This window comes from Leclercia sp. UBA5958 (genome assembly GCF_002430365.1).
Lineage (GTDB): Bacteria > Pseudomonadota > Gammaproteobacteria > Enterobacterales > Enterobacteriaceae > Enterobacter > Enterobacter pneumoniae.
This window is the reverse complement of the sequence record NZ_DJCE01000004.1, coordinates 385272-406156: the sequence shown is the minus strand read 5'-3', so window position 1 is coordinate 406156 and position 20885 is coordinate 385272. Positions and strand designations below refer to the sequence as shown.

The window sequence follows — 20885 nt, the reverse complement described above, 5'->3', positions numbered from 1 at the left end:
AGATATGTATACCCTCTCGTCACCGGGAGGGTATCGCTTTTTAACGCCCGCCGCGGATCAGGCCACCCATCCCACGGCGCTCCATAAAGGCCGCAACCTGATGACGTACCTCTGTCGCCAGTTGGGCTTCGAGACTGCGCTGGGCCAACTGCTGCGCGTCTTCATATTCAATATGGCGTAACAGGTATTTGACGCGCGCCACGGAACGCCCGTTCATGGAGAGGTGGCGAAAGCCCAGGCCGACCAGAATCGCTACGCACATGGAATCACCGGCCATTTCGCCGCAGAGCCGCAGGTCGAGATCCTGCTGTTCTGCTTCCCGGGCAATCATCGCCAGCGCACGCAGCATGGCCGGGTGCAGGCTGTCGTAGATACTCGCCACACGGGTATTGTTACGATCGACCGCCAGCATGTACTGCGTGAGATCGTTGGTGCCCACGGAGATAAAATCGACGCGAGAAGCCAGTTGGGGCAGCATAAACACCATTGAGGGTACTTCAAGCATCACCCCGATACGCGGTTTCGGGATCGCATAGCCGATCATCTCTTCCACTTCGCGCCCGGCACGTTCGATCAGGCGTTTCGCCTCGTCGATCTCGTCGATGCTGGTAACCATTGGCAGCAGAATACTGAGATTGCCGGTCGCGGCGTTGGCTCGTAGCATGGCCCGCACCTGGATCAGGAAGATCTCAGGCTGATCGAGCGTAATCCGGATCCCACGCCAGCCGAGGCAGGGATTCTCTTCGCTGATCGGCATATACGGGAGCTGCTTGTCCGCCCCCACATCAAGGGTACGCAGCGTGACAGGTTTATCATTGAACATCTGCAGCATGCCCTGATATTGCGCGACTTGCTCCTCTTCCGACGGGAAGCCGCTTTGCAACATAAAGGGGATTTCGGTGCGATAAAGTCCAATGCCGTCGATACGGCTACCCAGCTTTTCTTCATGCTCCGGGCTTAAGCCGGCGTTGAGCATGACTTTGATTCGCTCGCCGCTTTTCAGCGCAGCGGGCAGGTTAACATCGTCTTCTGCCAGACGACTCAGCTCATTCTCTTCAACAATAAGCTTTTGATATTCTTGCAGGACTACCGGTTCAGGATCGACCAGCAGTTCTCCGCGATAGCCATCCACCACCAGCGTACGGCGATGCAGTACTGAAGGCTGGATGTCTGCCCCCATAACCGTTGGGATCCCCAGCGCGCGCACCATGATGGCAGCATGCGAGTTAGCTGCCCCGTCGCGCACGACAATCCCGGCGAGGCGATCTTGCGGCAGCTCCGCCAGTGTAGTCGCTGAAAGCTCATCGGCCACCAGCACAAAGCGCGCAGGCCAGGTATTGGGTCCCTGAATGGTGTCGTCAAGATGGAAGAGCAGGCGCTGACCCAGCGTACGCAGATCCCCTGCCCGCTCTTTCAGATAGCCGTCGGTCAGGGCCGCAAACTGCTCGGCAAATTTTTCGATGACCTTTTTGACCGCCCACTCGGCCACCGAGCCATTATCCACCTCAGCAAAAAGCTCCCGACGCAGACGCGCATCTGACAGCAGGTGGGAGTAAAGATCGAAAATGGCGGCCGTCTCTTTCTGCGCACCGGCGGCAAAGCGTTTACTGTAGCGGCGAAACTCACTGGCTGCCTCTTCCAGCGCGCCGGTTAGTCGCTCTCGCTCAAGGGCGGTGTCCAGCGTAGAGGCTTCGTAAACCTGCTCCATTAACGGCAGGGTTGCGTCCATCCAGCCTTCGGCGATGGCGACGCCCGGCGAAGCAGGCAGCGCGCGTATGCGCGTCTGGCGATATTGACCAAACAGCGCCGCGAGCTGGGACTGGGAGAGAATGGCTGCCATTTGCGTGGCCAGCGTAACGAGGAAAGACTCTTCACTTTCGTCGTACTGACGCAGTTCGCGCTGCTGAACGACCAGCACGCCAAGCAGCTGACGACGCTGAATAATGGGAACGCCCAGAAATGCCCGGAAGCGTTCTTCTTTTACGGAGGGGATATATTTAAAGCTGGGGTGTTTCTGCGCATCCGCCAGGTTGATAGGCTCAGCAAGGCGCCCAACCAACCCGACGATACCTTCATCAAATGCAAGCGCGACGGTACGGCCGCGTGGTTTTTTCAAACCTCGCGTGGCCATCAGATAATAACAACGCCGATCATGGTCGGCCAGGTAGACCGAACAGACCTCAGTTTCCATCGCAAGACAGATGTCAGTGACCAGAATATCCAGCGCCTCGTTGAGCCGTGGAGCGCTGGCCACCTTCTCGACTATTTCTCGCAGGCGGGTGAGCATAATGTGCGTAGCTTAACCTCTTTTACGTCGCCAGGCAGGTGCACTTTGCGGCTTAGGAGGGGCCTCCTGAAGCGTCATGACGGCACTTGCGAACTCTTTCATTACCCTGCGGTAAACGTCGCGTTTAAACGACACGACCTGACGGACAGGATACCAGTAGCTAACCCAGCGCCAACCGTCGAACTCCGGCGTGCTACTGCTTTGCATGTTGATATCTGCGTCGCTGCTCACCAGTTGCAGAAGAAACCATTTTTGTTTCTGGCCGATACATACCGGCTTTGTGTCCCAACGCACCAAACGTTTTGGTAATTTGTAACGCAACCAGTTGCGGGTCGAAGCAAGGATACGAACATCCTTCCGGCTTAAGCCAACTTCTTCGTACAGCTCCCGATACATCGCTTGCTCTGGGGTCTCTCCGGGGTTTATCCCACCCTGGGGAAATTGCCAGGAGTGCTGGCCATATCGGCGGGCCCACATCACCTGCCCCTGACGATTACAAATTACGATTCCGACATTCGGGCGGTAGCCATCGTCATCAATCACCGGACTACCTCAAACTAAACTTTATATAGAAATGATTGTTTCACACTCCAGTGAGGCGGTAAACCACTCTCTTACAGCCCTGCGGCCTAATAACATTTGAATAACTCACAAATTTCATCTGAGTTATAAACAGATGACCGAGCCGAAAGACGATTTTATTCACTTTTTCTGTGGATAGAGTTGTGAAGAAGTATGGAATTACCGATGGACAACCCAGATTACTCTTAATGATACGTAAAAAGCCCACTCAAACAAAAGCTTTAAATACAGGGTATTACCCTGTTAATTCACTGCATAACATCGGCTAATGTGATGCAGGTCACAAGCAAGATCATTGTATTGATGAAAGATCCACCAGCGTCGGTTTTATCCACAGATTGTGCCAATAAGTTAGGCACATTTTGTCTGATTTTTCGATTTTGACCATACGTCAAGGCTGTAAATGGAACCAGTAGTCAGGGTTATCACCACTTATCCCATTTTTCTGTGGATAACATGGTGTAAGATCCTGTTCATTGTCAGTGACCAGAATTGAACAACCTTTTCGTGCCAGAAAAATTTCGCCTAAAAAGGTTAAGAAAAGCGTTATAAATCATTGGCCTGTTTTCTTTATACAGAACGGGATAAACTCATTCCCGATCGTGTATAACAACTGCTCATTTTTTAACCAATAGGTTCGTTATGTTTTCCCTCGTACCGTTAAGCTCTCCACCTGACAGCGAAGCACAGTTAATGGCCCAGGCCCAGCGGCTGGCAGGCTATTCTTTGGGAGAGTTGGCGCGGCTTGCAGGTTTACCCATTCCGCAGGATCTGAAGCGTGATAAAGGCTGGATCGGTCTCTTGCTGGAGGTGTGGCTGGGTGCCAGCGCCGGCAGCAAGCCGGAGCAGGATTTTGCGGCGCTCGGGGTAGAGCTCAAAACCATCCCGGTGGATAGTCAGGGTAAACCGCTGGAGACGACCTTTGTCTGTGTGGCACCACTGACGGGGAATACCGGGATCACCTGGGAAACCAGCCACGTGAAGCATAAATTGAACCGCGTCCTGTGGGTGCCGGTTGAAGGGGATCGGGCTATTCCACTGGCAGAACGGCGAATCGGTTCGCCGCTGATCTGGAGCCCTGACGAAGAAGAAGATCGGCAACTGCGGCTGGACTGGGAAGAGTTGATGGATATGATTGTCCTTGGCCAGGTTGAGCGTATCACTGCGCGTCACGGAGAGGTGTTGCAATTGCGTCCTAAAGCCGCCAATAGCAAAGCCCTGACCGAGGCCATTGGTACACATGGCGAGCCCATTTTGACCCTTCCGCGCGGCTTTTACCTGAAAAAGAATTTCACCGGCGCCTTGCTGGCCCGCCATTTTTTGTTGAAAACATAGTTTTTCATGGCCATTTTCGTTATATCGCCCGCAATATGAGTATTTTTAAGATTTTACTGCTTTCGGCTTCGTAACTTCTAAGTTATTACTACACTAAGAAGAGTTTGAGCCAGTTAAAGGGGGTGGATATGAAAAAATGGGCAGTGATCATTTCAGCTGTTGGTTTAGCGTTTGCCGTTTCTGGTTGCAGTAGCGATTACGTCATGGCGACAAAGGACGGTCGGATGATTTTGACTGACGGCAAACCCGAAGTCGACGATGATACCGGTCTGGTGAGCTACCGCGATCAGCAAGGAAATTCGATGCAGATTAACCGCGATGAAGTTTCACAAATTATTGAACGATAAAGATTAAGGTCAGCGCCCGCTGGCCTTTTTGATTTTTCTCTTCCCCTTTTGCTTCCCCTCTGCCATGTTTATATTCCTTTGTCGGGAGGTTCCTGACCCATCTTATAAGTCACTATAAAGGAAGCCGGCTATGCATTATCACCGTATCCCCCATAGCTCACTGGAAATCAGTCAACTGGGGTTGGGCACCATGACATTTGGTGAACAAAATAGCGAAGCCGATGCCCATGCTCAACTCGACTACGCCATCAGCCAGGGGATAAACCTGATTGATGTGGCAGAGATGTACCCGGTGCCGCCGCGCCCCGAGACTCAGGGCTTAACGGAAACCTATGTTGGCAACTGGCTGGCAAAGCATGGCAACCGTGAGAAGCTGGTCCTCGCCTCTAAAGTCAGCGGGCCGTCACGCAACAATGACAGCGGGATCCGCCCGAATCAGATCCTTGATCGCAAGAACATTCGCGAAGCGCTGGATGCCAGCCTGAAGCGTCTGCAGACCGATTACCTTGACCTCTATCAGGTACACTGGCCGCAGCGACCAACTAACTGTTTCGGCAAGCTGGGTTACAGCTGGGCCGACAGCGCGCCGGTGGTGACCCTGCTCGAAACCCTGGAAGCGCTGACCGAGTGCCAGCGCGCCGGAAAGATCCGTTATATCGGTGTCTCTAACGAAACCGCGTTTGGCGTGATGCGCTATCTGCACCTGGCCGATAAGCATGATCTGCCGCGTATCGTCACTATCCAGAACCCCTATAGCCTGCTGAACCGCAGCTATGAAGTGGGTCTGGCGGAAGTGAGCCAGTATGAAGGGGTGGAACTGCTCGCCTACTCGTGTCTGGCCTTTGGCACCCTGACAGGTAAATACCTTAACGGCGCGAAACCTGCCGGAGCGCGTAATACCCTCTTTAGCCGCTTTACCCGCTACAGCGGCGAGCAGTCGCAAAAAGCGGTGGCGGCGTATGTCGATATCGCGAAACGTCACGGTCTGGATCCTGCCCAGATGGCGCTGGCCTTTGTTCGCCGTCAGCCGTTTGTTGCCAGCACTCTGCTGGGCGCAACCTCGCTGGAGCAGTTGAAAACCAACGTTGAAAGCCGGCATCTCGAACTGAGTGAAGAGGTGTTAGCCGAGATTGAAGCGGTGCATCAGGTTTATACCTACCCCGCCCCATAACAAAAGCAAAACGGCAACCCAGAGGTTGCCGTTTTCGTCTCTGCCCTCTCCCTTATGGAGAAGGCATCAGCCCGCACAGGTTTACCGCCGACGCTGCCAAATCCAGAGCGCCGCAATCGCCAGCGCAAATAACGCGCCAAAGCCCACACCGATACCCACCACCGGCACTCCCACCTTCACCGCCAGCGAATAAAGGCCCAGCATCAGCAGCATCGCAATATTTTCGCCCAGGTTCTGTACCGCAATCGCATTCCCCGCCCCTACGGTGTGCTTGCCGCGCTCCTGCAAGAGCGCATTGAGCGGCACCACAAAGAAACCGCCGAACATACCGATCAGCAGTAACAGCGCATAGGCGGGCAACAGCGCGTGTTGTAACGTGAAGAACAACACCGCCACACCGATGAGGATCCCCGCAGGCATACAGCGCGCCACCGTTTGCAGCGTCACCAGTTTGGCTGCCGCGCCAGCGCCCACCACAATCCCTACCGCAACCATCGCATTGAGATAGGTTGGCGTGGCGTTATCCGTGATGCCAAGCGCAACTGGCACCCAAAGAACCAGCAGAAAGCGTAGCGTAACCCCGGCCCCCCAGAACATGCTGGTTCCCAGCAGCGAAAAACGGGTTTCACCGTTATGCCACAGTACGCGCACGGCATTAAAGAAGCTGGCCGTCATTGGCGTAAAGCGCCAGGATTGCCCCGGACGGGCAACCGGCAGATGCGGAATAAAGAGGTTTGCTACCACCGCCCCGGCATAGACAACGGCACACACGCCCAGCGCCGCCAGCACGTGCCAGTCGGCCAGCACGCCTCCCGCCATCGATCCCAGCAGAATCGCGGCAATAGTGGAGGATTCCATTAAGCCGTTGGCTTTCACCAGCTTATCGCCGGTCGTCAGCTCTCCCAGAATGCCGTACTTAGCCGGCGAGTAAGCTGCCGCCCCCACGCCCACCAGCGTATAGCCAATAAAGGGATTAATGCCGAAACAGATGCTGGCTGCGCCTAGCAACTTCAGGCCGTTAGCGAACATCATCACTCTGCCTTTCGGGAAGCTGTCAGCCACCTGCCCGACAAAGGGGGCAAAAACGATGTAAGCACCCACAAACACCATCTGCAGGATCGGCTGACTCCAGTCCGGATAGAACTGCTCTTTTAGCAGCGCCAGCGTGGCAAACAGCAGCGCGTTATCGCCGAATGCAGAGAGGAACTGGGCGGCGGTCACCGCCATCATCCCTTTCGACCACAGGGAAGTGTTAGTGTGTACTGACTCACGCATGTGGTTGTTCCGCCTCTTCAACCATCCCTTTCAGGGTCACAAAATCGGGTTTCCCGCTGCCCAGCACCGGCAATTGTTTCAGGAAACGGATATCACGCGGTACCGCCAGCTCCGGAATGCCGTGCTCGCGAGCATGCTGCAGCAGTTGCTCGCGCCTGAGCTCGCTATCGGTCGTGAAAAGCACCAGCGCCTCACCTTTACTGGCATCGCTTTTTACGACAGTGGCATGAAGTTTATCGGCAGAGACAGAGAGAGCCAGCTGCTCAACCATCTCCAGCGACACCATCTCGCCGGCAATTTTGGCAAAGCGCTTCGCCCGGCCCTGGATTTGCACGTAGCCCTGTTCGTCAAAACGAACAATATCCCCGGTGTCGTACCAACCGGTCTCGACCTCGCCGTTCACGTTCTCTGCTGTCGGCGCTTCCAGTACGCCCGGGTTTTCAACCCGCAGATAACCGTTCATGACGTTCGGCCCTTTTAGCTGCAGCCGACCACCCTCTTCTATGCCCGGCACGGCCATCAGACGTGCATCCATACCCGGCAGAATACGCCCGACGGTGCCCGGCTTCGCGGCCATCGGCACATTAATCGACACGACGGGCGCACACTCGGTAACGCCGTAGCCTTCCAGAATGCGCAGGCCAAATTTATCCTGCCAAAGCTGGCGAGTGCTCTCCTGCAATTTTTCCGCCCCCGCCACCACGTAGCGAATCCGGTGGAAGTCGTACGGATTGGCGAAGCGAGCATAGTTACCCAGGAAGGTCGAGGTACCGAAAATCACCGTGCAGTTACGGTCATAGGTCAGCTCCGGCACAATGCGATAGTGCAACGGGCTCGGATAAAGGAACACTTCCGCACCGGTCAACAGTGGGGTGAAGAGCCCAACGGTCAGACCAAAAGAGTGGAACAGGGGCAGCGCAGACATAAAGCGGTCTTTTGCCGTGAAGTCGGCGATAGTTTTAATCTGCTCTACGTTTGCCAGCAGGCTTTTATGACTGTGCACCACGCCTTTTGGGTTGCCTTCAGAACCGGAGGTGAACAGGATAATCGCCGCATCTTCTGGCTGCTGCTTGACCTGCGCAAGACGCGGGGCCAGCAGGTGCGCAAAGATCCACAGCTTATCGCCGGTTGTGACATCGGCTTTTAAATCTTCCAGGAACACCCAGCGTACCTGCGTCAGCTGTTCCGGCAGATGCCAGAGCTTGCCTTTATCGAGGAACTGGCGTGAGGTAAAGATGGTTTTAATCTGGGCGGCGGTGATGGCACTGGTAAGCCCCTTCACCCCGGAGGTGTAGTTCATCATCGCCGGGATACGCCCGCGTGAGACCGCCCCGAAAATCACCGCGGCGCTGATCCCGGCGTTCGGTAGCATCAGGCCAATTTTTTCGCCCTGCTGGCTGTATTTATCCAGGATGCGGCCCACGAACAGGGTTTTGGTCAGCAGTTTGCGATAGGTATCCGGCGCGAAATTGATGTCTTCAATACAATTCTTCTTCGCCCCATAACGATACTGGGCCGAGAGCAGTGATTCATACAGCGTTTCGCGCGGACGCACCGCCATGCGTGCTTCCATCATGATTTGGTGCAACATCTCACCAGCAATTTTGCGGCGATCGCGGGCGCGGGGCGCTTCAGGCATCGGCAAATGAGTAGGCGGCAGAATATGCAGGCTAATACGCGGGAAAAGGCGCTGTTTCACCAACCCTTTCAGACGGCTGAAATAGGTCAGCTCCGCCCCTTCAATACGCAGCGGTACCACGGTTGCCCCGGATTTAGCCGCCACAAACCCCGCGCCGTCATAAATTTTCATCAGCGAGCCGGTAATAGAGATGCGCCCTTCGGGGAAGATCACCACCGGGCGACCCTGCTCAATCAGACGCACCAGATGTTTGATCATCATCGGTTTGGTGGGGTCGAGCGGCACGAAGTCGATCACTTTGGTGAGCCAGCGCATGTACCACTGTTGGCTAACGGAGGTATAGACGGCAAATACGGGGCGCACCGGCAAAAACAGCGCCAGTAAAATACCATCAATAAATGAGACGTGGTTCGGTGTGATCAGTACGCGCTCGGCGCGAAGCGCCTGAGTATCGCCCGTGAGGCGGATGCGGAAAAGAATACGGAAGAGTGTGCGAAAAAACCCAAAAAGCATTTCAACTCCCTTTGCCCTGACAATGTATGGGATGACTATAAATTGTGGCAGATTACACGAGAAGTGCGGCAGGGGCGACAGCTATATCCGGACAAAAAAAAACCTGCGCATCTGCGCAGGTTGGTGCAAGAGATGAGTACGCAGTACGTACCAAGAATTCTCACCAATCAATACCTCTGGGATCTTGATTGTGGCTGTTGGGCACGGGCTTCGCCAGCGTGAAAACGCAAGCGAATGAGCCTAAGTGCAACCAGGTGTGAATATTTCCGCCGCCTGTTACATATTGAGTTACAAGCAAAAAAAAACCTGCGTAAGAACGCAGGCTGGTGTAACGCGGTTCATCAACTGACGTTGATTCCACCTATCAATACCTCTGGGATCCTGAATGTAGCAAGGGGGGCCGGACGCCAGCCAGCGAACAATCGCAACAGCCTGCGCCAAAGTGTAAGCAAAGATTCATAATCACACGCTCCTGAAACGCCTTGCCGTGTAACGATTACACTGTTTTCGTTGATAACTCCTGCTTTTGTGATCGCCACGATTTTCCCAGGCTTGAATAGACCTCGCTTTTCCGCAACACTGTTAGGTGTGTAAACGCTTACCCAATACTGAAGGTGTTAAATGGCGACAATTAAGGATGTGGCCCGGCTGGCTGGAGTATCTGTCGCCACTGTCTCGCGCGTTATCAATGACTCCCCGAAAGCCAGCGAGGCCTCTCGTCAGGCGGTACTGACGGCGATGGAGTCCCTCAACTATCACCCTAATGCCAATGCCCGCGCCCTTGCTCAGCAGTCTACCGACACCGTCGGTCTGGTGGTGGGCGATGTCTCCGATCCGTTCTTTGGTGCCATGGTGAAAGCCGTGGAACAGGTTGCCTACCAGACCGGTAATTTCCTGCTGATTGGCAACGGCTACCACAGCGAGCAAAAGGAGCGCCAGGCCATTGAACAACTTATTCGCCATCGCTGCGCGGCGCTGGTGGTGCACGCCAAAGTATTGCCCGATGAAGAGCTCATTCATTTGATGAAGCAGATCCCCGGCATGGTGATTATCAACCGCATCATCCCGGGCTATGAGAAGCGCTGCGTGGCGCTGGACGACCGCTACGGCGCCTGGCTCGCTACCCGCCACCTTATTCAACAAGGCCATACGCGCATCGGCTATCTCTGCTCTAACCATCAAATTTCAGACGCTGACGATCGTCTGCAAGGCTATTACGACGCGCTGCGTGAAAACGGCCTGCCCTGCAATGATCGGCTGGTCACGTACGGCGAGCCCGATGAGAGCGGCGGGGAGCAGGCGATGACCGAGCTGCTGGGACGCGGACGTAATTTTAGCGCGGTGGCCTGTTATAACGACTCGATGGCCGCCGGGGCGATGGGGGTGCTGAACGATAATGGCGTTGAGGTGCCGGGCGAGATCTCGCTGATTGGTTTCGACGACATTTTAATATCGCGCTATGTGCGGCCAAGGCTGACCACCGTGCGCTATCCGATTGTTACCATGGCAACCCAGGCTGCAGAGCTGGCCCTTTCCCTTGCTGAGAAACGCCAGCCGCCAGAAATCACCCATGTCTTTAGCCCGACGCTGGTGCGCCGTCACTCCGTTACGCCACCCGCCGAGGCGGTGAGCGAATAACGGTAGAGGTGCACCGTTTTGTCCGGGTACTCCAGCCCATCGCCGATATACTGCCAGCCGTAACGTTCGTAAAAGTCACGGCAGGCAGACCAGAGATGCAGCTCGTGATACCCGGCCTCTGTCGCCCAACGTCTTACATAATCCTGTAGTTGTCCCGCCAGCCCTTGTCCGCGTGCGGCTTCATCCACATACAGCGCTGCCAGCCAGGGGTAAAGATCCTGACGGCTAATCAGATCGCAGCGCCAGAGCCCCACCGTGCCCAGCAGACGCTCGCCGTCGGTGGCGATAAAGGTCAGCGGCAGTGCCCCGGGCGTTTGGCTGTGCTGGACGATACTGGCGAAGAACGCCTGCGGTAATCCCTCACCAAAGGCCTGCCACAACCACTGCGCGACCTGCCCCGCGTGCTGGGGGGCGGCGTACAGAGGCTGAATAGTCATACCAGCTTGCCCTGGAAAAGGGGCACCGATTCAAACAGATAGCCGTCAAAATCCGGTGCGTCTTCGTCAGAAAGCTCCAGCAGGCTCTTTTTGACGTTTTCCAGATGCTGAAACATGGCCTGCCAGGCGCCCATCACGTCGCGGCGACGCAATGCCGCCAGGATCGTCTGCCGATCCCCGAGCCACTTCAGACGATAGGCGCGACTGGCAATATGCACATTAAATTGTTGCCACAGTGGACTGCTGTCCATGTGGTGCCAGACGCTTTCGACCGTTGCCAGCAGCATCTGGTTTTGCGTGGCGCCCGCCAGCACCAGGTGGAACATCTTATTGTTGTCCTGGCTATTATCGTTAGCCGCAATCGCCCGCTGCTCCTGCTCAATGATCCGCCGCAGGTTGTCGATATCGGCGCGGGTGGCCATTTTAGCGGCGAAAGCGGCGATATTGCTTTCGAGTAACTGCCGGGCCTGCAGGATTTCAAACGGGCCGACGTCGCTATTGAGGAAACGCTCTTCTTCGTTTTCGTGCTCTTCCGGTATGCGCATCACATACACGCCAGACCCCTGGCGAATATCCACCGTCCCCTGTAGTTCAAGCATCAGCAGCGCTTCACGGACGATGGTACGGCTCACCCCATAGGTTTCCGCGATATTACGCTCCGGCGGCAGGCGCGATCCCACGGGATAGTGCCCCTGGATGATCTGCAGGCGCAGATCCTCGCCAATCTCCTGGTACTGCTTCTTTTCCGCCGGGACGACAGCCTTATCCACGTTATCACCTGTACTCTTTGTTAATGCGTCGGCCGGGCATCCTCCCGGCCAGTTTGTGCGCTATGTTACCAGAACTGGCACGCTCTTCGCCTACTTCCATTCTTCGTCGAGAGTGAGCGCCAGCACACGCTCATCACGTAGCTGTCGGAACCAACTCGCCGACTTCTTGGGCCGCCGGGCGCGCTGATTATCGAGATCGATCTCAATCAGACCGTAGCGGTTTTTAAAGGCATTCATTGGCGAGACATTATCGGTAAACGCCCACAGCATGTAGCCGTGACAGTTCGCTCCCTCTTCCCGCGCCAGTAGCGTGTAATAAAGATGTTCGCTGATGAACGTGATCCGGTAATCATCTTCTATGACTCCGTCACGGTTGCGGAACTGACTCTCGTTCTCGACCCCCATCCCGCTTTCGGCAACGAACCACGGGATGTTGCGATAGTCGTTTTTGATGCGCATTGCCATGTCATAAATAATGCGCGGATAAATCTCCCAGCCGCGGGATTTATTCATGCGCCGCCCCGGCAGCTCAAAAGGCTCGTAATAATAGGCCGGATGGAAAGGTGTCTCAGGATGCCAGGCCCTGGAGGGCGCCTTAACCCGGTGCGGGTAGTAAAGGTTGATGCCCAGCTCATCGACGGTGTTATCCGCAATTAGCGCCAGCTCCTGCTCATTGTATTCCCACTGCACATCGTGCTGTGCCAGTAGGGAGAACAGCGCCTGCGGGTAACGCCCGTGAACCAGCGGATCGAGAAAGACCCGGTTGTAGAAGAGATCGTAAATTTCTGCCGCCCGCACGTCATGCGCTGCGCGTGAGCGCGGATAGGTCACCTCCGGGTTGAGTATGCAGCCCACGCTTCCGCTGTAGCCTTTTTCGCGAAACAGTTTCACCACCTTTGCCGTCGCCAGCACTTTGTGATGGTTCCACTGCATCCAGGTGCCGGTGTTCTGCTCGTAGGGCCAGCGCAGCGCATCCAGATAGACGCGGGTCTGTACAACGATCGGCTCGTTAAAGGTGAACCAACGCTTCACGACCTTGTGATAACGGGCGAAGACCTGCTCTGCATAACGGGTGAAGAGCTCCACCACATGCTTCGATCCCCAGCCGCCGTAGGTCTCCAGCAGGGTGCCAGGCAGTTCGTAATGTTCGAGGCAGATCATCGGCTCAATGCCCTGGCGATGCATCTCGGCGAACAGTTCATCGTACCAGGCGGCGTAGGTCTCATCGACCACGGCGTTTTCATAGTCGATTAAAAAGCGCGACCAGTTGATGGACGTGCGGTAATGGGTCAGTCCCGCCTGTTTCATCAGCGCCACGTCTTCCCTGAAGCGGTTGATGAAGTCGGTGGCCACCGCCGGGCCATAGCCGTTATGCCAGACGTGGCGATCATTTTTGTACCAGAGGTCAATCCAGGAGTCTTGTCCCTCTCGCTTGCCGCTCCAGCCTTCAGTCTGCCAGGCGGAGGCCGCCGCCCCCAGGATAAAATCCTGAGGGATGCTAATGCGTTTTATGCTCATGAAATCCTCATGCGTTATGGGTCGCCTGCTGGTTCTGGGCCTGCTGTGCGGCAATCTCTGCGCGGCGGGAGGCGATTTTCACAAAGGGCAGATAAATAAGTATCGCGGTCACAATGCAGATCAGCTGGGTGATCACCGCCCCCATCGAGCCCGCCGTGGAGAGCCAGGCGTTAATCAGCGGCGGCGTCGTCCAGGGCACCATCACCACGGCTTTGCCGGCAAAACCGGTTACGGTGGCGAAATAGCCGATAGAGCCCGTCACCAGTGGGGTGATGATGAACGGGATCGCCAGAATCGGGTTGAGCATGATTGGCATACCGAAGATCACCGGTTCGTTGATATTGAAAATGCCCGGGCCAATCGAGAGCTTGGCGATCTCTTTCATCTCTTTACGTTTGGTGGCGATCATCACCGCGATCAGCAGCCCGATCGTCAGGCCGGAGCCGCCGATGCTCATATAGACATCCCAGAACGGCATGGTAATGATATTGGGTACCTCTTTGCCCTGCTCAAACGCGCTCATGTTAACCGTGATAGCCCCCAGCAGAAGCGGCTCGCGGATCGGTTTGATCATCTGGTTGCCATGAATGCCGATCACCCAGAACAGCTGGGCCACAAACATCAGCAGCAGAATGCCCGGCAGGCTTTGCACCACGCGTTCAAGCGGCTGTTGCACCACCTGATAAACCGCATCGTACAGATACATACCGGTCAACTGATGGAAGACAAAGCCGAAAGTGGCAATAGAGGTGGTGGTGATGATCGCCGGGATCAGCGCAGAAAAAGAGGCAGAAACGTTAGGCGGTACGGTGTCGGGCATTTTGATCTTCAGCCCGGGACGGGTCTCCAGCCAGCAATAGATCTCTACCGACAGAATCGCGATAAACATGCCGAGGAACAGGCTGCGGGTGTCAGAGAATTGGCGCAGCAGTACATCTTTCACCACGTGCATTTCACCATCCACCAGCATCTCTACCGTCGTTGGCGTAACGCAAATAAAGCAGATGACCGCCAGCAGCCCTGGAAAGAGCGATTTAATGCCGTTGATCCGCCCCAGTTCGACACCGATCAGGAACACAGCGCCGATATTCAGGAAGTTAAGGGTGGCGTAGTTAAGCGCACTGGTGATGGGCTTTAGCGCCGCCAGGAACGAGAGCGACTGAAAGCTGGCCAGGCCGTTTTTCGGATCCAGCACCATATTGGAGATCAGCACCGAAAACGCCCCAACGATGATGACCGGCATTAAGGTGATGAAAGCGGATTTTATCGCCATGATGTAGCGATAACTGTTGAACTTGGTGGCGAAACTGCCCAGAGAATCGATCAGTTTTTCCTGTAAGGCCATAGGGGTAATACCTCAGTAAAAGGGCTTTTATTGAATAAGGTGTACAGCCGGATACTATTGGCATACCAAAAATAGCTTTCAGCGTCATATTGTTCTGTGACTTGGCTCGCAACGCGGTAAGAGGTATCCCAGATTGTGATTTAGATACACTTTGGTATACCACTTATCGCCCGCGATGCCGCGGGTGGCAAAAAGCGTGATCATGATGGGGGTTTTGCCCTACCCGCCCGGCTTAAGCGCCGGAACGTCTGTGATAAACTGCTTTTATAACGGGAAAGCAGGAATAACGAATGGCAACAATGCTGGATGTCTCACTGCGTGCGGGCGTATCAAAAGCCACTGTATCGCGCGTGCTGAACGGCACAGGTCAGGTCAAAGAGAGTACGCGGCAGCAAGTGTTTAAAGCGATGGAAGAGCTGGGTTATCGCCCTAATTTTCTTGCCCGCTCGCTGGCTAACCGTACCAGCAACAGTATTGGCCTGGTGGTTTCCACCTTTGACGGATTCTATTTTGGCCGCCTGTTGCAACAAGCCTCGCGTCAGACAGAAACGCATGGCAAGCAGCTGATTGTTACCGATGGCCACGACACGCCCGAGCGGGAGCAGGAAGCCGTGCAGATGCTGGCGGATCGTCAGTGCGACGCCATCGTCCTTTATACCCGGTATATGAGCGAAAAAGCCATTATGGCGCTGATCAACAGCGTGAAGATGCCGCTTATTGTCATCAACCGTGACGTCAGCCAGGCCCGCGATCGCTGCGTCTTCTTCGAGCAGCAGGATGCGGCGTATAAAGCCGTGGATTATCTGATTCGCCAGGGGCATCGGGAGATCGCCTGTATGACGGTACCGATCCATACGCCGACCGGGAAAGCGCGTCTGATGGGGTATCGTAAAGCGCTGGAAGAACATGGCATTGCGTGGGAGGAGAGCCGGGTGAAATATGGCGACGCCGGGATGACGCGGGGCTATGAACTCTGCCGCGAACTGCTTACCGAAAACGTGAAGTTTACCGCCCTGTTTGCCTGTAACGACGATATGGCGCTGGGTTCATCAAAAGCGCTGCACCAGGCGGGGCTGCGTATTCCTCAGGATGTCTCTCTGTTCGGCTTTGATGACGCCCCCTGCGCGAAATGGCTGGAGCCCGCCCTGTCGACCGTCTATCTGCCGATCGACAATATGATCACCACGGCTATCGATCAGGCGATCCGGCTGGCGAATGACCAGCCGATCGAGGCGATCCCGCCCTTTACCGGCACGCTCGTCATCCGGGACTCCGTCGCGCCAGGGCCGGAGTATGATCAGAAGAGTTCCAGCGCCAGCAATTCCTGAATCGTCTGACGGCGGCGGATCAGGCGTGCCGCGCCGTTATCAAACAGCACTTCCGGCAGTAGCGGGCGGCTGTTGTAGTTAGAAGACATCGACGCACCGTAGGCCCCCGTATCATGCAGTACCAGATAATCTCCCGGTACCACGGCGGGCAGCGAACGGGTTTCGACCTTGCCGCCTTCCAGCTGGGTAAAGACATCACCGGATTCACACAGCGGCCCGGCAACCACGGTTTCTACCTGCTCTGCCTGGGTTAAATCGCGCCCGTCGCCGGCCAGCGCGGTAATGTGATGATAGCTGCCGTACATTGCCGGGCGCATCAGATCGTTGAATCCTGCGTCGATCAGTACGAAGTGGCGGCTACCCATTGTCTTGACGCTACGCACCTGTGCCACCAATACGCCGGACTCAGCCACCAGGAAACGCCCTGGTTCGATCTCCAGCTTTACCGGATGGCCGAGGTGAGCGGCAATTTTGTCACGTGCGGCGCTCCACAGGCCGTAATAGTGATCGGTATCGATCGCCTCTTCCCCTTCACGATACGGAATAGAGAGGCCGCCGCCCGCGGAGATCGCTTCCAGATCCTGCCCGAAATCCATGACCTGACGCACCATGGCACCGCATACCTGCTCCAGATGGCCGTAATCGACGCCAGAACCAATGTGCATGTGAATGCCCACCAGCTTCAGGTTGTACTGTTGCAATACCTCCAGCGCCGCCGGCAGATCGCTATACCAGATGCCGTGTTTACTGTTCTCGCCGCCGGTATTCGTTTTCTGACTGTGACCATGGCCAAAGCCGGGGTTAACGCGCAGCCAGACGCGATGGCCAGGCGAAACCTCGCCTAACTGGGCAAGCATATCTACCGAGCCCGCGTTAACCGGGATCTGCAGTTCATGCACGCGGGCCAGGGTTTCGCTGTCGATCAGATCGGCAGTAAACACAATGGCATCGCCATCGGCTTGCGGATCATAACCCGCCGCCAGGGCACGTTCGATCTCCCCCAGCGATACGGAGTCGACTTTGACACCCTGCTCGCGCATCAGGCGCAGGATATGGATGTTTGAGCACGCTTTCTGAGCGAAACGCACCACATCAAACTGATGCAGCGCGGCGATTTTTTCGCGAACGATCTGTGCGTCGTAAACCCAGACCGGGCAGCCAAACTCCGCAGGCAGGCGCAGCAGATTCTCGGCGTTGAGGGCTATGTCTGTGTTGTGTAACGAGCGTGGCATGGTCTTCTCCGGTACAGGTTTTTTATGATTACGCCACAGTGTGAACCGAATAAAAAATATCGTTTTATCGTCAGTCTATGCAAAAATGATATGGATAACTTTTTGCCACAGGTCACCGTTATGCCCGCCGTTAACCTACGCCATATCGAAATCTTCCACGCCGTGATGACCGCCGGTAACCTGACCGAGGCCGCACGTCTGCTCCACACCTCGCAGCCCACGGTCAGCCGCGAGCTGGCGCGCTTTGAAAAGGTAATTGGGTTGACGCTCTTTGAGCGAAGCCGAGGGCGTCTGCATCCTACGGTGCAAGGGCTGCGGCTCTTTGAAGAGGTCCAGCGATCCTGGTACGGGCTGGACAGGATTGTCAGCGCCGCCGAAAGCCTGCGTGAATTCCGCCAGGGAGAGTTGTCGATCGCCTGTCTGCCGGTTTTTTCCCAGTCCTTTTTACCGACGCTGTTACAGCCCTTTCTGACGCGCTATCCCGACGTCAATCTCACTATCGTGCCGCAAGAATCCCCGCTACTTGAGGAGTGGCTTTCCGCCCAGCGACACGATTTGGGGCTGACGGAAACCTTGCTCACCCCTGCCGGAACAGAACGTACTGAACTGCTGTCGCTGGATGAGGTGTGCGTGCTGCCCGCAGGGCATCCGCTCAGTCAGAAGAGCGTGCTCACCCCCGCCGATTTTCAGGGTGAGAACTACATTAGCTTGTCGCGCACCGACAGCTATCGCCAGCTGCTGGATTCGCTCTTTAGCGAACATCAGATTAAACGCCGGATGGTGGTGGAAACCCACAGCGCAGCATCGATTTGCGCCATGGTGCGCGCAGGGGTAGGAATTTCGGTAGTCAATCCGCTCACGGCGCTGGAGTATGCGGCGAGCGGAGTGGTTATCCGCCCGTTTAGCCTCTCGGTGCCGTTCACGGTGAGTTTGATCCGCCCGCTGCACCGCCCGGCCTCCGCCCTGGTGGAGGCATTCAGTGGCTGGTTACAGCAGGGGGCAAAACAGTTTACGGCCGATCTTCTCAGGACAACATAAATTCCACCGCATCTGCCGCGTGGATCGCCGCCGTATCGAAGACCGGAATGGGGCTGTGCTCAGCAGGCACCAGCAGGCCAATCTCGGTGCAGCCGAAGATCACCCCTTCCGCCCCCTGCGCCGCCAGTTTCTCGATCACGCTCAGATAATAGTCGCGCGAGGCATCACTAAAGGTGCCGAGGCAGAGCTCTGCAAAGATGATCTCATTGATGCGCGCGCGGTCTGCTTCATCGGGGATCAGCGTTTCAATGGCAAACTGCGACGTCAGACGGCCCCGGTAAAAGTCCTGCTCCATGGTATAGCGGGTGCCCAGCAATGCCACGCGCGACATGCCGGATGTCGTAATCGCCCGCCCGGTCGCATCGGCAATATGCAGAAATGGCAGCGGGCAACGCGCTTCAATATGCGACGCAACTTTGTGCATGGTATTAGTACAGAGCAGAATGGCTTCGGCCCCCGCCTGCTGCAGGCCCAGCGCCGCGCTGGCCAGCATCTCTCCGGCTTTATCCCAGTCGCCGCTTGACTGACAGGCTTCGATCTCATGAAAGTCCACGCTATGCAGCAGCAGACTTGCAGAGTGCAGACCACCCAGGCGCTGCTTTACGCCCTCATTGATTAAACGATAATAGGGAATGGTTGATTCCCAACTCATTCCGCCCAACAGACCGATCGTTTTCATTCTGCTCCCCTTTCTGGTTTTCCTCAGTGAAGCAAACTTGTGATCGAGTTTCCAGTTCCTTGGTTCAATGTTTTCTTTTTATACGGGCTGAGATAAGTTAATTGAAACAACGTTTCACTCTATATCAGGATACAACCATGTTTATTTTTCATAAAGAGACCCGCCTGGACGATTTGGGCAACGGCGTGACGCGCCGCATTCTGGCTCACGACGGCAAAATGATGGCAGTAGAGGTGAATTTTGAGGAGGGGGCAATTGGCCCGATGCACAACCATCCGCACGAGCAGCTGACCTATGTGCTGTCTGGCGAGTTTGAGTTCACTATCGGTGATGAAAAACATATCGTGACCGCTGGCGATACGCTCTATAAAGAACCGCATGTGATGCACGGCTGCGTCTGCCTGAAGCCCGGTACGCTGCTGGATACCTTCACGCCGGTGCGCGAAGACTTTCTGAAGTAAATAAGAGGGCGCGGTTAAGCGCCCTTTTCTTTCCTGGCCTTTATGCCGCTACCGGCTCGGGCAGTGGAATACGGGAACTTAATGCCTGGTTCAACAGTACGCTACCGCAAGCGAATAGCCCACCCAGTAATCCCGCCAGCAGTACAATGAGCGCTTTACCCGGGCCGTCTTTATTCACCGGCATAGAAGGGGAAAGCTGATATTTAAACGGCTCTACGTTCACATCTTCGATAGAAAGGTTTTCGAGCTGTTGCAGATAGTATTGACGGTTCTGGAAGTCCGCATTGAGTTCAGCCACGTCCTTGATGTTTTTTTCAATCTGCAGTTTCTGCGCGATACCGTCAGCGCCTAACGCCACTGAGTAGTCAGGATCATCCTTCACCGCTTGCCCGTTACTGTAGACCGGCTTTTTGATGCCCGCCGCGTTAGCAACCTCCAGCGAGTAATGCAGGCGCTGAAGATTGGTGTTGTGAATATTGGTCAGGCGCACCCTATCAAGCTGCAGCTGCTCTTTTACCACTTTGGTTTTCAGCGCGATCTGGTTGCGTATGTTCTGCATTGTCTCCTGCTCGACGATGCGAGAAACGTAGTTGATATAGCCTTCCAGCACGGTCTGTGCATCGGCTGCTGTTGGCGCGGTAAAGCTCAACGTCCACGAAATATAGGGCGCTTTATCCGCATCTTTTGCGGAGGTGTTATCGGCTGCTTTCATTCTGTCAGCGATGCTGACCACCGCGCGATGCAGCGTCAGGGGATCCACCTCTGTGCCTTTCAACTGCCCCACTACATAGGGTGAACTCGCCATGTACTCTTCGAGAAGGGACTGCGACTGGAATTTTTTAATGAACAGTTTGAACACTTCCGGTCGGTCCACCTTAACGTCAACATCAAGGACTTGTAACGCAACCATCATCTGGCGCAGCGGGTTCCACTGTGTCTGTTCTGCCGGGGTGATAACGGCTTTACTGGTCCATTTCTGCGGGAGTAAAAACGCGATTGCCAGGCCGGCCAACGCAAACGCGAAGGTAATTGCCACAATGCGCTTTTTGGCTGCAAAAAGGGTCTGTAACAACTCCAGAAGGTCTATTTCTCGGGTATTGACTGCCGGGGAGGCATAACGAGGGAAATCGAGGTCCGTGTGTTTGTTGGTATCCATAGATGACATAACCGTTTTTCTTTTAAAGGTGCAGTGCATTTCTGCCTGGCAAATTACGGGGATCCCGATGATACAAGAACCTAAGAATAATCTGAACGCCTGAATGGTATATCTGTCGATGGGCTATCAAATTT

General features: G+C 55.4%; 18 protein-coding genes. 7 read left to right on the top strand and 11 right to left on the bottom strand.

Features of this window, described 5'->3' with window-relative positions; translation table 11 throughout:
* Positions 1-40: 40 nt before the first annotated feature.
* The gene (ptsP, locus tag B2Q93_RS06450; RefSeq protein ID WP_286932261.1) at positions 41-2287 is read right to left on the bottom strand and encodes a phosphoenolpyruvate--protein phosphotransferase; all 2247 of its coding nucleotides are present in this window, start codon (positions 2285-2287) and stop codon (positions 41-43) included.
* A 12-nt stretch (positions 2288-2299) separates the two neighbouring features.
* Entirely contained in the window at positions 2300-2830 is a 531-nt protein-coding gene (gene rppH / locus B2Q93_RS06445) for an RNA pyrophosphohydrolase (RefSeq protein WP_040074200.1), read from the bottom strand.
* 681 nt (positions 2831-3511) lie between these two features.
* On the opposite strand from rppH, the gene mutH reads away from it, so the two are divergent.
* The 3 genes from mutH to B2Q93_RS06430 all read left to right on the top strand — a co-directional run bounded on the left by mutH (position 3512) and on the right by B2Q93_RS06430 (position 5722).
* A complete protein-coding gene (mutH, locus tag B2Q93_RS06440; protein ID WP_040074199.1) occupies positions 3512-4204 on the top strand; it encodes a DNA mismatch repair endonuclease MutH in 693 nt (230 codons plus the stop codon).
* Positions 4205-4332: 128 nt separating this feature from the next.
* Complete coding sequence (locus tag B2Q93_RS06435; protein WP_040074197.1) at positions 4333-4551, top strand: YgdI/YgdR family lipoprotein; 219 nt, start codon at positions 4333-4335, stop codon at positions 4549-4551.
* 130 nt (positions 4552-4681) lie between these two features.
* Positions 4682-5722, top strand: coding sequence for an NADP(H)-dependent aldo-keto reductase (locus B2Q93_RS06430; RefSeq protein WP_046887087.1), 1041 nt, complete (start codon positions 4682-4684; stop codon positions 5720-5722).
* 81 nt (positions 5723-5803) lie between these two features.
* On the opposite strand, the gene lplT is transcribed toward B2Q93_RS06430, so the two are convergent.
* Both lplT and aas read right to left on the bottom strand, forming a co-directional pair.
* On the bottom strand, positions 5804-6997 hold the full coding sequence (lplT, locus tag B2Q93_RS06425) for a lysophospholipid transporter LplT (protein WP_286932259.1): 1194 nt from the start codon (positions 6995-6997) through the stop codon (positions 5804-5806).
* Positions 6990-9149: a bifunctional acyl-ACP--phospholipid O-acyltransferase/long-chain-fatty-acid--ACP ligase gene (gene aas, locus B2Q93_RS06420; RefSeq protein ID WP_046887089.1), complete on the bottom strand. Its 2160-nt coding sequence runs from the start codon at positions 9147-9149 to the stop codon at positions 6990-6992. Before aas ends, lplT begins: the two co-directional genes overlap by 8 nt.
* Positions 9150-9770: 621 nt before the next feature.
* On the opposite strand from aas, the gene galR reads away from it, so the two are divergent.
* Positions 9771-10787 (top strand): HTH-type transcriptional regulator GalR, encoded by a 1017-nt coding sequence (galR, locus tag B2Q93_RS06415; protein WP_040074193.1) that lies wholly within the window; start codon positions 9771-9773, stop codon positions 10785-10787.
* On the opposite strand, the gene B2Q93_RS06410 is transcribed toward galR, so the two are convergent.
* The 4 genes from B2Q93_RS06410 to B2Q93_RS06395 all read right to left on the bottom strand — a co-directional run bounded on the left by B2Q93_RS06410 (position 10748) and on the right by B2Q93_RS06395 (position 14857).
* Entirely contained in the window at positions 10748-11224 is a 477-nt protein-coding gene (locus B2Q93_RS06410) for a GNAT family N-acetyltransferase (protein ID WP_286791467.1), read from the bottom strand. The genes galR and B2Q93_RS06410 overlap by 40 nt on opposite strands.
* Entirely contained in the window at positions 11221-11994 is a 774-nt protein-coding gene (locus B2Q93_RS06405) for a GntR family transcriptional regulator (protein WP_040074191.1), read from the bottom strand. The genes B2Q93_RS06410 and B2Q93_RS06405 overlap by 4 nt, the downstream gene beginning before the upstream one ends.
* A 90-nt stretch (positions 11995-12084) precedes the next feature.
* Positions 12085-13512: a glycoside hydrolase family 1 protein gene (locus B2Q93_RS06400; RefSeq protein ID WP_212476441.1), complete on the bottom strand. Its 1428-nt coding sequence runs from the start codon at positions 13510-13512 to the stop codon at positions 12085-12087.
* Between the two features lie 7 nt (positions 13513-13519).
* Positions 13520-14857 carry a PTS sugar transporter subunit IIC gene (locus tag B2Q93_RS06395; RefSeq protein WP_286932256.1) on the bottom strand — a complete coding sequence of 446 codons (1338 nt, stop codon included), beginning with the start codon at positions 14855-14857 and terminating at the stop codon, positions 13520-13522.
* Positions 14858-15147: 290 nt separating this feature from the next.
* Between B2Q93_RS06395 and B2Q93_RS06390 the strand changes: the two genes are divergently transcribed.
* On the top strand, positions 15148-16185 hold the full coding sequence (locus B2Q93_RS06390; protein ID WP_207292346.1) for a LacI family DNA-binding transcriptional regulator: 1038 nt from the start codon (positions 15148-15150) through the stop codon (positions 16183-16185).
* Here B2Q93_RS06390 and lysA read toward each other — a convergent pair.
* On the bottom strand, positions 16155-17417 hold the full coding sequence (gene lysA, locus B2Q93_RS06385) for a diaminopimelate decarboxylase (RefSeq protein WP_286932255.1): 1263 nt from the start codon (positions 17415-17417) through the stop codon (positions 16155-16157). The two genes, B2Q93_RS06390 and lysA, sit on opposite strands and share 31 nt — an antisense overlap.
* Positions 17418-17537: 120 nt before the next feature.
* Here lysA and B2Q93_RS06380 point away from each other — a divergent pair, with 120 nt between their 5' ends.
* Entirely contained in the window at positions 17538-18455 is a 918-nt protein-coding gene (locus B2Q93_RS06380; protein ID WP_212476823.1) for a LysR family transcriptional regulator, read from the top strand.
* Here the strand turns inward: B2Q93_RS06380 and B2Q93_RS06375 are convergent.
* Positions 18442-19134 (bottom strand): aspartate/glutamate racemase, encoded by a 693-nt coding sequence (locus B2Q93_RS06375; RefSeq protein ID WP_207292348.1) that lies wholly within the window; start codon positions 19132-19134, stop codon positions 18442-18444. The genes B2Q93_RS06380 and B2Q93_RS06375 overlap by 14 nt on opposite strands.
* 137 nt (positions 19135-19271) lie before the next feature.
* Here B2Q93_RS06375 and B2Q93_RS06370 point away from each other — a divergent pair, with 137 nt between their 5' ends.
* On the top strand, positions 19272-19595 hold the full coding sequence (locus B2Q93_RS06370; protein WP_040074182.1) for a cupin domain-containing protein: 324 nt from the start codon (positions 19272-19274) through the stop codon (positions 19593-19595).
* A gap of 40 nt (positions 19596-19635) precedes the next feature.
* Here B2Q93_RS06370 and wzz(fepE) read toward each other — a convergent pair whose 3' ends face one another.
* The gene (wzz(fepE), locus tag B2Q93_RS06365; protein ID WP_046887095.1) at positions 19636-20760 is read right to left on the bottom strand and encodes an LPS O-antigen length regulator Wzz(fepE); all 1125 of its coding nucleotides are present in this window, start codon (positions 20758-20760) and stop codon (positions 19636-19638) included.
* Between the last annotated feature and the right edge of the window lie 125 nt (positions 20761-20885).

Coding starts and splice junctions, on each gene's coding strand:
- ptsP (WP_286932261.1), bottom strand. CDS start 2,287: ATGCTCACCCGCCTGCGAGAAATAGTCGAGAAGGTGGCCAGCGCTCCA.
- mutH (WP_040074199.1), top strand. CDS start 3,512: ATGTTTTCCCTCGTACCGTTAAGCTCTCCACCTGACAGCGAAGCACAG.
- B2Q93_RS06435 (WP_040074197.1), top strand. CDS start 4,333: ATGAAAAAATGGGCAGTGATCATTTCAGCTGTTGGTTTAGCGTTTGCC.
- B2Q93_RS06430 (WP_046887087.1), top strand. CDS start 4,682: ATGCATTATCACCGTATCCCCCATAGCTCACTGGAAATCAGTCAACTG.
- lplT (WP_286932259.1), bottom strand. CDS start 6,997: ATGCGTGAGTCAGTACACACTAACACTTCCCTGTGGTCGAAAGGGATG.
- aas (WP_046887089.1), bottom strand. CDS start 9,149: ATGCTTTTTGGGTTTTTTCGCACACTCTTCCGTATTCTTTTCCGCATC.
- galR (WP_040074193.1), top strand. CDS start 9,771: ATGGCGACAATTAAGGATGTGGCCCGGCTGGCTGGAGTATCTGTCGCC.
- B2Q93_RS06410 (WP_286791467.1), bottom strand. CDS start 11,224: ATGACTATTCAGCCTCTGTACGCCGCCCCCCAGCACGCGGGGCAGGTC.
- B2Q93_RS06400 (WP_212476441.1), bottom strand. CDS start 13,512: ATGAGCATAAAACGCATTAGCATCCCTCAGGATTTTATCCTGGGGGCG.
- B2Q93_RS06395 (WP_286932256.1), bottom strand. CDS start 14,857: ATGGCCTTACAGGAAAAACTGATCGATTCTCTGGGCAGTTTCGCCACC.
- B2Q93_RS06390 (WP_207292346.1), top strand. CDS start 15,148: ATGGCAACAATGCTGGATGTCTCACTGCGTGCGGGCGTATCAAAAGCC.
- lysA (WP_286932255.1), bottom strand. CDS start 17,417: ATGCCACGCTCGTTACACAACACAGACATAGCCCTCAACGCCGAGAAT.
- B2Q93_RS06380 (WP_212476823.1), top strand. CDS start 17,538: ATGCCCGCCGTTAACCTACGCCATATCGAAATCTTCCACGCCGTGATG.
- B2Q93_RS06375 (WP_207292348.1), bottom strand. CDS start 19,134: ATGAAAACGATCGGTCTGTTGGGCGGAATGAGTTGGGAATCAACCATT.
- B2Q93_RS06370 (WP_040074182.1), top strand. CDS start 19,272: ATGTTTATTTTTCATAAAGAGACCCGCCTGGACGATTTGGGCAACGGC.